9 protein-coding genes are annotated in these 13,947 nt (G+C 50.1%); 3 read left to right on the plus strand and 6 right to left on the minus strand.

Annotated features, from left to right (window positions below):
• Positions 1 to 5: 5 nt before the first annotated feature.
• From OOJ59_RS18855 to OOJ59_RS18880, 6 genes are read right to left on the minus strand one after another with little or no spacing between them, the layout of a single operon-like run.
• The gene (locus OOJ59_RS18855; RefSeq protein ID WP_137347511.1) at positions 6 to 368 is read right to left on the minus strand and encodes a response regulator; all 363 of its coding nucleotides are present in this window, start codon (positions 366 to 368) and stop codon (positions 6 to 8) included.
• Between the two features lie 22 nt (positions 369 to 390).
• Positions 391 to 2,523, minus strand: a complete 2,133-nt coding sequence (locus OOJ59_RS18860) for a hybrid sensor histidine kinase/response regulator (protein ID WP_193157123.1) — start codon at positions 2,521 to 2,523, stop codon at positions 391 to 393.
• A gap of 8 nt (positions 2,524 to 2,531) precedes the next feature.
• A complete protein-coding gene (locus OOJ59_RS18865) occupies positions 2,532 to 3,947 on the minus strand; it encodes a CheR family methyltransferase (protein ID WP_159121387.1) in 1,416 nt (471 codons plus the stop codon).
• Positions 3,944 to 5,011: a chemotaxis protein CheB gene (locus OOJ59_RS18870; RefSeq protein WP_137347509.1), complete on the minus strand. Its 1,068-nt coding sequence runs from the start codon at positions 5,009 to 5,011 to the stop codon at positions 3,944 to 3,946. Before OOJ59_RS18870 ends, OOJ59_RS18865 begins: the two co-directional genes overlap by 4 nt.
• Entirely contained in the window at positions 5,008 to 7,098 is a 2,091-nt protein-coding gene (locus tag OOJ59_RS18875) for a methyl-accepting chemotaxis protein (protein WP_121529481.1), read from the minus strand. Before OOJ59_RS18875 ends, OOJ59_RS18870 begins: the two co-directional genes overlap by 4 nt.
• Before the next feature lie 60 nt (positions 7,099 to 7,158).
• The gene (locus OOJ59_RS18880) at positions 7,159 to 9,351 is read right to left on the minus strand and encodes a sensor domain-containing phosphodiesterase (protein ID WP_137347508.1); all 2,193 of its coding nucleotides are present in this window, start codon (positions 9,349 to 9,351) and stop codon (positions 7,159 to 7,161) included.
• 609 nt (positions 9,352 to 9,960) lie between these two features.
• Here OOJ59_RS18880 and OOJ59_RS18885 point away from each other — a divergent pair.
• From OOJ59_RS18885 to OOJ59_RS18895, 3 genes are read left to right on the plus strand one after another with little or no spacing between them, the layout of a single operon-like run.
• The gene (locus OOJ59_RS18885) at positions 9,961 to 12,153 is read left to right on the plus strand and encodes a putative bifunctional diguanylate cyclase/phosphodiesterase (protein WP_160955472.1); all 2,193 of its coding nucleotides are present in this window, start codon (positions 9,961 to 9,963) and stop codon (positions 12,151 to 12,153) included.
• On the plus strand, positions 12,146 to 13,069 hold the full coding sequence (locus OOJ59_RS18890) for an amino acid ABC transporter substrate-binding protein (RefSeq protein ID WP_160955473.1): 924 nt from the start codon (positions 12,146 to 12,148) through the stop codon (positions 13,067 to 13,069). The genes OOJ59_RS18885 and OOJ59_RS18890 overlap by 8 nt, the downstream gene beginning before the upstream one ends.
• Positions 13,053 to 13,946 (plus strand): transporter substrate-binding domain-containing protein, encoded by an 894-nt coding sequence (locus OOJ59_RS18895; RefSeq protein WP_085048844.1) that lies wholly within the window; start codon positions 13,053 to 13,055, stop codon positions 13,944 to 13,946. The genes OOJ59_RS18890 and OOJ59_RS18895 overlap by 17 nt, the downstream gene beginning before the upstream one ends.
• Position 13,947 lies beyond the last annotated feature (1 nt).

Genomic DNA, 13,947 nt, shown 5'->3' on the forward strand with positions numbered 1-13,947 from the left:
CAGGCTTATTCAGTAACGGCGGACGGTAGCAGGAGCGCATTTACTGCCGCCCCCAGATTTTCCGCCAGGTTTTCATCTTTTTTTACCCACCGGTCGTACCGGAGATCGCTGGCCGTCACTTCGTTTGCACTGAGTAATATAAAGGGCTTAGACCAGGCCTGAGCGCGTAACAGCGCCAACAAATCCAGACCACTGATCTCAGGCATATGCAGATCGCTAATCACCAGGTCGATGTTTTTATCCGAGTCCAGGCACGCCAGGGCAGAAATAGCGCTTTCCACAATCACCACGTCGTAGCCATCCATCTGCAAAAAAATAGAGGCCAGTTCAGCCGCAAAAAGATCATCATCAACTAATAAAATTCGCATCTTCTCTCTCGATTTTGCGCCATCAGCACAAAAGCATTTTTAATGTTTTTATTAAACTGTCCTGCTCGAAATCGCCTTTAGCGATGTAGGCGTCCGCCCCTACCTGAATGCCCCGTCGTCGGTCTTCTTCCTTCGCGCGGGACGTCACGATGATGATTGGCGTGTGCTGGTAATTTTTCTCTGCGCGCAACGATTTGGTGAAGGTAAAACCATCCATAAACGGCATTTCGACATCCGTCAGTACGGCATCGAATTGGGTCAGTTTCGCTTTTTGCAGCCCTGACAACCCATCTTCAGCCAACGTGACCTGATAGCCATGCGCCTCCAGCACATTTTTTTCTATCTCGCGGGTATTGAGGGAATCATCAACCACCAGCACGTGCCAGGCATCTTGCGCCACGCTCGTCGCGGGCGCCGGGGCGCTGGTTTGCCGTGACTGTTGCGCCATCGCCATCAGCGCAGGCACTTGCAGGATGCTGACCAGTTGGTTATCCGGCGTCTGTACCATCCCGGAGACCAGCGACTGCTGCTGCATATGCTTTGGTAAGGGTTTGATCATCATCTTGCGTTCATCGAGCAGCTTATCTACCCGCAGCGCCATTTTGCTGTACTGGTTCTGCACGACAATTAAACGTTGTCCCGCAGATGAGAGATTGCCCTGGCGATCGTGAATGCCCAGCAGAGCGCCTGCGCATACCACGGGAATAAACTCGTTATGCAAAATAATGGCCGGTCGCCCGGCGATTTCGCTAATCCCCTCCGGGGTACATTCCACCACCTCGACCACATACTGTGCCGCCAGTCCGAACAGGTGTCCCTGCTCTTCAAATTGCATAATTCGCATCATCGTGAGCGAGACAGGCAGGCGCAGGCTAAAGCTGGTTCCGACGCCCGGGCGACTGTATACCTGCAAATCACCTTGCAGGTCGGTCACCACCGTTTTGCGCACCACATCGAGACCCACACCGCGTCCTGAAAGCTCAGAGACTATCTTGCTGGTGGAAAAGCCGGGATGAAAAATCAGCTCATTACACTCCTGCTCGGAGAGTTGTCCGGCCATTGATGCAGGAACCAGGCCTTTACTGACCGCCTTCGCGCTGATGGCCTCATAATTCAGACCGCGACCGTCATCTTCGATGCGCAGTAATATTCCGCTGCCGTCCTGTTGAGTGGTGATGGTAATGGTGCCACGGGTCGATTTACCCAGCGCCAGGCGTTCGTCGATCTCGCCAATACCGTGATCGACCGCGTTACGCAGCAAATGCGTCAGGGATTCCGATAGCCGGTCAATGAGCTGGCGGTCAATTTCCACTTCACCGCCGACGAAGCGGCACACCACCTGTTTGTTCAGTGTGGACGCCAGTTCACTGACCTGGAGTGAGATCGGCTCAAACAGCGTCGATAGCGGAAGCATGCGGATCCGCGCCGCCACATCGTACAGTTCAAACATCTGTAAATGCTGGATCTGAACGCTTTCTTTTAGTTGAGCGCTAAAATCATGGATCTGCTGGCGAAGCTGCTCGGCGCTCAGGCCCGGCAATCGGGGGACCAACTGACTCAGGTTTTGGATCTGCTGTTCAAGGCGATCATGTCCGGCGAGCACTTCCCCGAGGATGTCGATCAGGCCATCCAGCTTGTTCAGCTTTACTCGTACGAAATCGGCCTGCTTGATACCGGAGTCCAGGGAGGGGGCTGCGGCAGAAGCCGAAACACCAGGTTTGTCCGTAGCCGCTGGCGACTCCAGCGCCACAGTAACGGTTTCTCCCCGGCTGGCGGAGGCCAGGCGTTCGCACAGCCCGGCATCCGCCGGTGGCAACTGATTATCGCCCTCGCTGACAAAAAGCTGGGTCAACTGGCCCGAAAGATACTCCACGGACTCATGAATCAGATTACCCAGCGCCCTGTCCGGCGTCAGTTTGTTATCACGCAGCTCACTTAATACATCTTCAAGATGATGAGTGACATCAGCGATACTTTGCAATTTCAGCATCCGCGCGCCCCCTTTCAGGGTATGCGCGGCGCGAAACATCTCACCTATCCAGGCTTCAGTATGTTCATCAGCGGAAAGGAGGAACGCCCCTTCGCTGATCGTCTGCAAATGACCTCTCCCTTCATCAATAAAGCGCAGAACGAATTTTTTCAGATCGATAGCCATAATCGCTCTTATTTGCCACTTCGGTGGGCAAATTGCGCCAGTTGATGTTCACAAAGAAAACGAAACGTATTGCCAGGAAACACCATCGGCAAACGCAGACGACAAACCGCAGAAGGGTTGTTCATTTCGTCGTTCAGTAATTGCATCACCACGCGATACGTACGCTGCGCAGGCTGGCGTAACTCGCTTTGACGGTACATTTCGGCCAGATAATAGTGCGCCGGCCAGTAACCCGGCTCCTGATAAACCACCTGTTTAAACCAGGCGATAGCCTGCTGCGTCTGGCGCTGCCACATCATCGCCAGGCCGAGCAGCATTTTGGCCTCTGCCGACCACTCATCCTGGGCGAGGATCTTCTGCGCGTTTCCGGCAGTCTGAGAAAACTGACGCTGTTCGAGGGCAATGACGCCCTGAATCAGCAGCGCATCCGGATTACGGGGATCGTCGCGCAATACGCAGGCGATACACTTTTCGGCCTCAGAAAAACATTTATCATCGAGACAGGCACGCGCCTTTTTTAGCCAGTCATCATTTTTCTGAACCATGGGCATGGAAGGTTCATCCTCCACTACCGTTCTTGGCCGTGGAGCGCGTACCGCGACCCTGGGTACTGGTGCGATTGTTGGCGTTTCACGATGATGGCAAAAATAAAAAATTCCCTCTTCCTGCTCCAGCTTCAGGATGTCGAAATTGTTGGCTAACGTTTCCGCGTTGCCAAAAAATAAGGCCCCCTGAGGCTGTAGCATTTTCGACAAATTACCGTGCAGTTCACGACGCGTTGGCGTGTCGAAATAGATAGAGACGTTGCGCAGCAAAATGATGTCCACTTCCGGCAACAGTTGCTCTTTTATAATGTTGGTGCGGTGAAACGAGACTTTCTCGCGGATCGCATCATGCAGTCGGTAAAGATTTCCTGAGCGGGTAAAGTAGCGCTGCTGAATGTCTGGGTCGACGCCGCGAAACGAGTAGCTTGAATAGCTGGCGTTTCTGGCTTTTGCCAGGATGACCGGGTCAATATCACAACCGTAAATTTCAATCCGCTGGGCCATTTCGCCCTGGTATTTCTCATGCAGTTTAATCGCCAGCGAATAGGCTTCTTCTCCGGAAGAACATCCGGCGCTGAGAATACGTACCGGGCCGCTGCGCTGTTGCAGCAGACGCGGGACCCACTTATCGCAGATCAGATCCAGCGTCTCGTTTTCGCGGAAAAAATAGGTTTCGTTAATGGTTATCAGCGTAATGAAGCGATCAAACTCGTCCTGCGAAATACGCAGTTGTTCATAATATTCATAGTAATTACTGATGTTTCGTTCGCTCATACGCCGTTTCAGCGCCGATTTCAGCAACGCTTCCATTGCGTTATCAAAGTGCAAACCCACCCGGTCTTTGATCAGGCGGGCGTAATCAGGAAGATTGGGGATCATGGCAATTTACTCTCAAAATGCCCGTGAAAGGCCATCGATAGCAGCACCTTCGCGAGACCGTCCAGCGGGATCGTGCGGTGTATCAGTTGCCTGTCGATCGCGTTCTTATTCATACCGAACACCACCGAGCTCTCTTCATCCTGCGCCAACGTTCGCCCTCCCCGGCGGAAAATAAGCTCAATGCCGCGACAGCCATCGCTACCCATACCCGTCATAATCAGCCCGACGGCCTTTTCGCGAAATACCTCAGCCACCGACTCCAGCAACAGATTGCAACTGGGATGATAGACATCGCTTTCCTGTCTGGGGATTGCCGCCAGGCGTTGATTGCTCTTGACGATCAGATGCTGCTCCGGCGGTAAAATATAGACGTATCCCGCTTCAACCCGATCGTCTTCCTGCGCCAGCCGCACCTTCAGTTCGGTCACGCTGTCCAACCAGTGCACCATATTTTTTGCGAAGCCATCGGCAATATGTTGGGCAATGAGCACCGGGCATGGAAACGTACCGGGGAGATCCTGTAATAGCTTGCTCAGTGCCTGCGGCCCCCCCGTCGAACAGGCAATCGCCAGCACAAAAGGCCAGTCCTGCGGGGTCTTTACTGTGTCCGTCGTCGGGCGCGCGGCGGGCATTACTGGTTCGGTTGGATGGCGTAATCCCTTGATATGACGGATCACTTTCACACCGACTAACAATTCCACTTTGCGATGCAGCGCATCGGTCGAGAGCGGGAAATCGCTGCTATGGTGCAGCACCGCCAGAGCACCACGGGAAATATAATCATCATCCCATTGTTTTTCTGGGCAAAACCGCATCACAAGGATGGGAATAGCGCTGGTCGCCATGATCGTTTCCACAACCTCAACGTTATCGGGGCTTGAGGTATCCAGCGTCAGAATCAGCAGATCGGGCATCAGTTGTTGTAATAATCTCATCGCTTGTCTGCGATGGGCTGCTTGCCCCACCACTTTAATGTGCGGATGATCTTCCAGTTGCCTGACCAGTTCATTACGCGATGCGCTGTCCAGGTCAAGGATCAGCACCCGTATATTGCCGCTGTTCATACATCCGTTTCCGTCAAGGTGAATGACGTCGACGCCTCTTTCAGCGCTTTCGACAGTTGCGTCATATCCTGACTGACAACCAAAATGTCTTTGATCGATTGCGAGGTATAGTTACTGGCCACGACGATCTCACGCAGCGCCATGACCACCTGATTGCTCGCCGTTTTCTGCTGCTGGGTCGATAGTGAAATTTGTAGCGCCGCCGTAGAGGTTTGCTCGGCGGTAACGACGATGTCGTTCAGATGTTCAGCACTGACTTTACAGGCCCTGGCTCCCGCTTTAATGCTCTCGCCGCCTTTCTCCGCGTTCAGCACCAGACGATTGATCGCGTTTTGGATCTCGCTGATCTTATTCTCGATCTCAACCGTCGATTCCGTTACTGAATCGGCCAGACGACGAATTTCAGCCGCCACCACCGAGAAACGCTTACCGGCTTCTCCAGCGCTGGCAGCCTCCAGCGCGGCGTTAAAGGCGATAAGTTTCGTTTGATCGGCAACGCTATTGATGATCACCATCACGCGACTGATTTCCGTCGACTTATTGCCGAGCATCATAATTTCACGCATGTTTTGCTGATTATCGGTATCAATATCCGTCATCCGCATCAGCAATTGTGACATCGACTCTGAACCTTTATTGCAATCCTCAAGCGTCTGGTTGGCAATATCCACCACCGCCCGCGAGTGCTCAGCAATTTGCGTAGAAGAGGCCGACAGCTCTTCCATCGTGGAAGTAATTTCGGCCACCGAAGATGACGTTTCCACGCTGGTTGACGCCTGACCATCTACCGCCTCGGTGATATGCAGTGACGCCTGATGTACCGAATCCGCGTGAGAAACCATATCGCCGACCAGCGAGTGCAGACGCTGACGCATCATCTCTACCGCACTCAGCAGTTCGCCAATTTCATCGTGATGATCGATCTCCACGTCAACCGTTAAATCTCCTTTTGCGATGGTCTGCGCAATCCCGAGTACGCGGTTTAAACGGCGTGAAATCAGAAAACGACTGGCAACGGCAATCAGCAGTAAAATGACCGGTAACAGGAAAGCCGTGAACAACAACAGGCCATTGCGTACCAGGTTACTGCTTCTGGATACATCATCAACGTAGCTGGTGGTGGCAATGATCCAGTCGATCCCGTCGATATATTCATAGACGGCAACCTTGGTCCTCGGCGGCGTACCGTAGCGACTTACCCAGTTGTAGTAAGTGATGCCATTTTTATGTTCGAGGATATCGGCAAACAGCTTATAGCCATTGGCATCGGTGATATTAATCGCCTGTTGATTGCTCAACGATGGATGGACCAACATACGACCCGGTTCGAATCCGGCATCCAGCACGTAGGCGTAACCCTCTTTACCAATATGCACATTCAACAAACGCTGAATAATCGGTTGCAGACTTTGTTTAACATCGAATCCCACCGCAACCGCGCCAACGACCTGACCATATTTATCGGCTATCGGCTCATAGTGGCTAATAAACTGCTTTCCGAACAGCGTGACCACACCCGAAAATGGTTTGTTTTTCAGCAGTAGCGGCAATGCCGGGTTATCGTGCCCCAATGCCGTTGCGGTGGCCGTATTGCCAGAGCTTGCCAATAACGTGCTGCTAACACGCACAAACTGCTCGCCTTGCAAAATAAATGTGCTGGCAAATACGCTGGTTAATTCGGTGAAATGCGCGTTAGTATTGGGATTGCTCAGTATCGCTTTTAATTCAGTTGCATCCATATAACGCAGCGGTTTATCGGCAACGTTTTGGTAATTATTAATATAAACATTACTGTAATGCTCTGCATCGCGGGTGACACGCTGGAATTCATTAGAAATACTATTGTGGAAAATACGCGTGTTGGTTTTAATCATCTCCAGGGCATTAGCCTGCAATTCACGGGAAAGGTAAGAAGATAATATAAAAGAGGCACCGATCAGCAGCGTTGCAATACAAAAAACCAGAATCATACCGAGCTTCATCGCCACACCGGGATGGATATTGTGTAGCCATGAGAGCAACCGGGCGCGCAGTCCCATACCGGCAGCGCCCGCCGTTCGATTCTTCACTTTACTAATGTCACTCATGATTTTTATTCTCTACCTGAGAAGAAGTTACTTTTTTGGCCATCAGGCGTTAGCGCCCTGCTATTCCAACGTGAGCAATGGCGTAGGTTTGCCAATGTGATATCCCTGTAACCACCCAACATTCATTTTTTCCAGACATGCCTGAATATTGGCGTTTTCGACAAATTCGGCGACGACCTGCATATTTTTCATTTCAGCGACACGGCAGAATGATTCGACGATGTAGTAGCTGATCTCGCTTTCGGTGATCCGTCGAATAAAAGAACCGTCTATTTTCAGAATGTCTGCTTCGATATTCATCAAGCGCGCATGACTGGCAAATCCGGTACCAAAGTCATCAATCGCCACGCGACATCCCAACTGACGTATTAAGCTCAGGGTTTCCACGGTTTGTTCTTTATCTGATAATGTATCCGCTTCGGTTATCTCAAAAATAATCCGCTGCGGCTCCACAGCGTAATCGTGCAGAAGCTGAGTGATTCGGGACACGATATTTGAACGACACACCGTGACTGGTGCCAGGTTAATGGCAAAACAGCGCTGCGGATGGGTGCGCATGAACTTTAGGGTGTTTTCGATAACCCAGAGATCGATATCCGGCGCCAGCCCCGCATCATGGGCAACCGGCAGAAAGCTGTTTGGTGGAATAAATTCCCCCCGTTCGTTGAGCATACGGATCAATATTTCATGATACGGCGCTTCGCCATGGGTACTGACTATCGGCTGGGCCATCAGAACGAAGGCATTATTATCCAGCGCATTTTGCAATGCGGTACGGATTTCAGTTTTATCAACGATGTGGTTGCCAAGGACCCGGCTATGCTGCGCTTCGAGGTTTTCCGGCCTGCCGTTGGTCAGGGATAAGCCAGCGACCATGCCGAGCTTACCCACCAGCTGGTAGATATCATCGCTATGATCGTTAATCAGGCAGTAGCCCAAACCACTGCGAAAACCCAGCCGGTGATTGTTGTAGAAGAGGCGAAAACTATTGGCAGCCTGGTACAGGTCGCATAACCGCTCGCAGGTCCCATTTTCCAGGCGGATAAGCAGATCATAACCCGCGTGATAATAGACCTTCTCGCTTTTGATCAAATGACTCCTGAGATGCTCAGCAAGGATCTTCTGGTAGCGGGCGCGAAAATGAAAACCATAGCGGCGCGAAAAGAGCTCCAGCTCGGGGATCTGTATCAGGCATACCGTCGCCCCCTCAGTGGTAAACAACTCTGTCTTCAGAGCACGCAGGTTCGCCATGCCCGTCATCGGGTCAGTCAGCCCCAACAGCAGGACCTGGTTAAACCGCTGACGGGTAAATTTTGCCAGCGCTCCCATGATCACAATGGTGAGTGAAAAGACAAAAATAAGGGTGGAAACCAGCGCCTGATGCAGCATGAAATTGATGTCGCTGGCGATATAGCTGTCGTTATGTTTGCCTAAAATAATCAGTACGACTGTCCACACCAGCATGGTGAACGAGTGACCAATCTTAATCGCCCCCCACAGCATCAATGGAAATAACAGGATCAGGCTATAGAAAGAAAAAAAGATGTTCGGACTGTGCGGTGACGTCAAACAGAACATCAGTGAAATCAGCAAAATACACCAGATGCTGACGCCAAAGGCGGTGATATTCCCTTTACACTGAAAGACAATCGCTCTGATAAAGGTCAACAGGTAAGACGGTCGACGAATGATGCGATAAATTTTGTAGAAAAAGGGGATACCCGTCAGGCAACCGTTGATGATCCCCTGAATACGTACCAGCATCTCCAGGCTCATAACTGGAATATTGTCCACATCCGGGCGATGACCATGGGTGACGAACGCGGCAAAAATCCTGCTGAATAACAGATAGAGCAGGATGTTAAAGCCGCATAGCCAAATCAGGCGGCTCAGGCTGATTTTTATACGGCCAAAACTGGCGCAGCTGCGTCTGCCCGTCACGTTGCGATAAGCGGCATAGCTCAAGGTTGAGGCCATAACCAGACACAGCGCATCCACCCGCTCGCTTTGTGGCCCCACTACGAACATCAAGGCGAGAAACAGAATAAATCCCGGCAATACCCGAAAACCAAACAGAACCAATGCGGCGGAAAATACGGCGAGTTTGAGATCGTACACTGTTAAAATATTATTATTGAGAAGACAATAGCCGTTAAGATATTGTGCCAGTGGATATAACAGGCCAGGCAAAGCAAGTGGCAGGCACCATTTTTGAATGCTTTTTGCTGTGTGAGTATTTATTATCGCGTCCAAATCAATTTATCCGCTATGCACTATACCAATAGGACTTTAATCCAGACTCGAATGTCACAAACAAATCCTTTTGGGTCAGTCGCTGAACCATAGCAAAATTGTCAACATTGACCGCGCACTGAGAAAATAAAGTTAGGCTCTATATTGAAGCGAGCATCTTATTCATATCAGATCAGGAAATAAATACTCATTAATAGACAAAAATGGACATCCCGGCGGGATGAAACTACAGCACACTCACTTAATAGCATAGCTAATTCATTGATGCTAAATATAAAAACCGCACCTTACTGACAACTTCACCACACCTCCAACCAGTACAAACAAAAAACACGCCTTGTCGTTTTAATGTCAACATTAATATCCTGGATGAGGCATAATGAAAAATGTATTTTTATGAACACTTTTGCCTGTTGACGATAAGCACAGCGTTATCTATATTCGCATACCGTTATTGTTGTCATTACTCATCCTGGTTCAATGTTAGTTATTTGTTACGTCATTACGTTTCACATCTTTCATCTACTTATTTGCAACAATAATATCCCATTAAGAAATAACAGAAATAAATTTAGCATCGCATAATCAATTCAGGAATTAACATAATCCGTGGCAAAGTCTCTGTTTTCCCTTAAAGCAATAAAAGGGTGGCAACATTCCATCACTGGCAAAATAACGCAATTCTTGCTGGTGGGTATCGTTATTGCTTTTAGCGCTGGCGCCTTTACCAACTGGAGCCTGATAGACAGCTTTTCTTATCAACAGTGGGTGCAGCGCGCTGAGGCGAATGCGCAGATTATGACCTACATTATCCGCAGCGTGTACACCACCGTTTCGGTTGAAACCAGCGATGCCGGGCAGATCTCCCGCATCGTCTCCGACAGACAACTTGGCGACACCGACTCCATTCTGCAAACGGGTTATAACCCGGTAGACGTCCTGGCGTTGGCATCAGTGCAGACGCACAGCCCCACCTGGCTGTTTCTCTATACGCCGGAAAAAGGGTATGTTGGGATTAACAACAAGTCTGAAAATGGCGAAGGAATTATCTCCTTCTCTGGTCGTTTGCCGCGCGATGTGCTGGTCAATTACTATGTTGGCTTCGCCCAGATCAATGGCGAAGAGTGTTTCATCAGCGCCGTCCCGATATTGACGCCTTCCGGCGAGATCCTCGGGAGCCTGATAAGCAGCATCGGTAAAAAAAGTGAGTTGTACGCTACCTACGATGCGATGCTGAAAAAGAGCTGTATCATTTTCGTCCTGATTTTGCTGGTGACGCTGGCGCTGGTTACGCTGTTTATGCGCCGCTTATTCCGACCGGTTCCGCTGCTGATCAACTCCCTCACCCGTATTGCCCATGAAGAGACCGACTGCATTACCCCTTATCTTGATCAGGACGATGAAATTGGGCATCTCGCAGGAGCGATTGAGAAATTGCGCGTCGCCATGAAAGAGCGCGGTTATCTGCAACGCATGCATGAAATGTCGCAAAAGATGGAGCATATGGCCCATCATGATTCACTAACCGGCTTACCCAACCGCGTTTCGTTTGGCCAGGCGTTAGATAAGCGCGTCAGTGAAATTCATCTGGATGAAAAACCGTTCAACCTGCTATTGATTGACCTCGACAATTTCAAACCGGTCAACGATACCTTCGGCCATAAAGCCGGGGATGAACTGTTAATTAGCGTGGCCCAGCGCCTGCAATTGCTGCTCGGCCCTGACGACATCGCGGCGCGTCTGGGCGGTGATGAGTTCGCCATCCTGCAACATGTCAGCGACAACGCCATCAGAGAGGCGAATCGTCTGGCAAAACGAATTATTCGTGCGCTGAGTACCCCATTCACCTGGAGCACGCATACTTTTTCCATCAGCTGTAGCATCGGTATCACCACCGCGCCATATCAGGGCAACAATACCTCGACACTGATGATCAATGCCGATCTTGCTATGTATGCCTCTAAGCATCATGGCCGCGGCTGCTTCCATTTCTTTGAAGACGGCATGGTGATGAAGCAGACCCACAGCCTGTTTATTAATCAGGAAATTATTGATGGTATTGATAACAAGGAGTTCGAACTTCACTACCAGCCAATCATAAACCTGGCAGATGAAAGCGTGTATGGGTATGAATCGCTGATCCGCTGGAATCATCCCAGCAAGGGACTGATTTACCCAGATTATTTTATCAGCATAGCCGAAAGTTCCGGCCTGATTGTACGTTTAGGCGAATGGATTATTCGTCAATCCTGTGAAGCGGCGGCTAAATGGCCGGAGCGCACCAGAATTGCCGTCAATATATCGGCCTACCAGTTGCACAGTCCGGGGCTGGTGGATGTGATCAAAGACGCCTTACGCATCAGCCAACTCGCGGCAGAGCGCCTGGAAATAGAAATCACCGAATCCGAGAAACTGGATAGATCAATCGCCTTACCCGTACTGCAAGAGATCCGCGCTATGGGCATCGAAATCGCCATGGACGATCTGGGTACCGGGTATGCGGCGCTGGATTACCTGCTGATTTATCCTTTCACCCGCATCAAGATCGCCCGCACGCTGGTCGATAAACTCCAGCAGGATAATGCCAGCCAGTATTTGATTGTGATGCTGATTCAGTTTGCCCATAAGTACAATATGTCGGTCACTGCTGAAGGGGTGGAGACCGCGCAGCAGCGCGACATCCTGCGCGACATAGAGTGCCAGAATGTTCAGGGCTATTTCTTTAGCTATCCGCTTCGCGAACGTGAGGTGCTTTCCGCGTTTGCCGAAGAGGTTATTGAAGAAGGTCTGAGCAATGCCTGACATCTTTCGCCTGGCAAAACGCCTGCTCATGATGGTTGTACTGCTGGCAGTGGCCACGCCATGCATGGCAGATAATCAACTGCATACACTGGAACAGATCGCCAGCAAGAAAACCATTACCCTTGGCTATCAGGATGATGCGTTTCCCTTCTCCTGGCAAAATGGAAATACCCCTGCGGGCTACTCCATTGATATCTGCAACAGTATCGTCAGCGCGCTCAAGACCAAACTCCAGCTAAAAAACCTGAAAATAGAGTGGGTAAAAGCCAATTCAGCATCGCAGTTTGTGCTGATTAAAAACCACATGGCAGACATCATGTGCATACCTGCCTTTTATTCACAAAGCCGCCACAGCATGAGCGAGTTCTCCCTGCCGTTTTATTTTTCGAGCACCCGCTTTGTGATGCGTAAAACCGAAAGCAGCGACAACCTGGCTAAGCTTTCTGGACATAGCGTACTGGTAAAAAGCGGTACGATTTACGTTGAGCAACTGCAAAAAGTGAATGCCGCGAATGATCTGGATATTAATATTCAACTCGACACCAATAATATTACGGCCTTCAACGAACTGAAGAACGGGGAGTATTCAGCACTGATCTCCAGCACGGTATTACTCAAAGGGATGATTGCTCAAACACCAAACCCTGAGGAGTATGCGCTGTCAGATATTGCACTCAGCGCCCCGCTACCAGCGGGCCTGTTGCTCCCGTTACATGATAAAGAATTTAAAGAGTTTGTTGATGGCACGTTGTCTTCTCTGATGACCAGCAACGACTTTACTGCGCTGTACAATAAATGGTTTCAGTCACCGATTCCGCCGAAATCCATCAATTTAAACATTCCCATGTCAGATAACCTGAAAGCACTAACGGCTGCTAAAAAGAAGATCAGTTTTGATTATGAAAAATATAATTAATCGTGAAATGGCAAGGGTGAAACGTACGGTGCAATGGCTGATCCTACTGGCAGGTATCGTCATCTCCCCTGCGCTGATGGCTCAGCAAAACGCCGCGACGCTCGACCATATTCAGAACAGCAGCGTGCTAAACGTGGGATATCGCCAGTTACCGCCATTTTCATTTACCGACCACAATGGCAAGGTGACGGGTTATACCATTGCGGTATGTAACATAATTGCCGATAAGTTGCGCCAGTATCTTAAGCTCAATAGCTTAACTATTCATTATATTCCCGTGAGCTTTGGGGAACGCTTTACCGCATTAAACACGCGCAAAATTGATATGGACTGTAGCGTAAATACCAATGCGCCGGAGCGGATATCCAGCGTCTCATTTTCTCTCAACTATTACATCGCAAAAATGCGCATCATTGCGTTACGTAAAAATAATATCCACTCGATTGTCGATCTTAAAGGCCGCACGGTGAGCCTGCCTGGAAGCTCAAAAGATTTGCTGGAGTTTAATAAAGCCAACAGAGAGCAGCATCTTAATATTTCGACAATTACTACCACCACGATAAACGGTGCGTTTGACAAGATGGCGCATAATGAGGCCGCCGCCTTATTCCTTGATGATGTTCTGGCCTGGCCGTTGATTAAGGATAGCGAGCAACCGGAACTGTTCAGCGTGTCGGCACAGAGCATCGGCAATGATATGCACTATGCCATTATGATGAGGAAAAACGATCCGCAGTTCGTGACGTTTGTTAACAGCACGCTGAAAGATTTCTTCGCCTCACCGATCAACGCGCAGTTACGCAAAAAGTGGCTGTCTCCCTGGTCCTGCGAAAAGATGAAAATCCCATCGCCAGGCAGCTGTCAGCATAGTAATTGAA

Origin of the sequence: Citrobacter sp. W9 (assembly GCF_026719375.1) — a bacterium.
Classification (GTDB): domain Bacteria; phylum Pseudomonadota; class Gammaproteobacteria; order Enterobacterales; family Enterobacteriaceae; genus Citrobacter; species Citrobacter werkmanii.

Bases quoted from the DNA above. Each gene is read 5' to 3' on its own strand.
- OOJ59_RS18895 (WP_085048844.1), top strand. From the start codon at position 13,053: ATGAAAAATATAATTAATCGTGAAATGGCAAGGGTGAAACGTACGGTG.
- OOJ59_RS18875 (WP_121529481.1), bottom strand. From the start codon at position 7,098: ATGAGTGACATTAGTAAAGTGAAGAATCGAACGGCGGGCGCTGCCGGT.
- OOJ59_RS18890 (WP_160955473.1), top strand. From the start codon at position 12,146: ATGCCTGACATCTTTCGCCTGGCAAAACGCCTGCTCATGATGGTTGTA.
- OOJ59_RS18855 (WP_137347511.1), bottom strand. From the start codon at position 368: ATGCGAATTTTATTAGTTGATGATGATCTTTTTGCGGCTGAACTGGCC.
- OOJ59_RS18870 (WP_137347509.1), bottom strand. From the start codon at position 5,011: ATGAACAGCGGCAATATACGGGTGCTGATCCTTGACCTGGACAGCGCA.
- OOJ59_RS18865 (WP_159121387.1), bottom strand. From the start codon at position 3,947: ATGATCCCCAATCTTCCTGATTACGCCCGCCTGATCAAAGACCGGGTG.
- OOJ59_RS18860 (WP_193157123.1), bottom strand. From the start codon at position 2,523: ATGGCTATCGATCTGAAAAAATTCGTTCTGCGCTTTATTGATGAAGGG.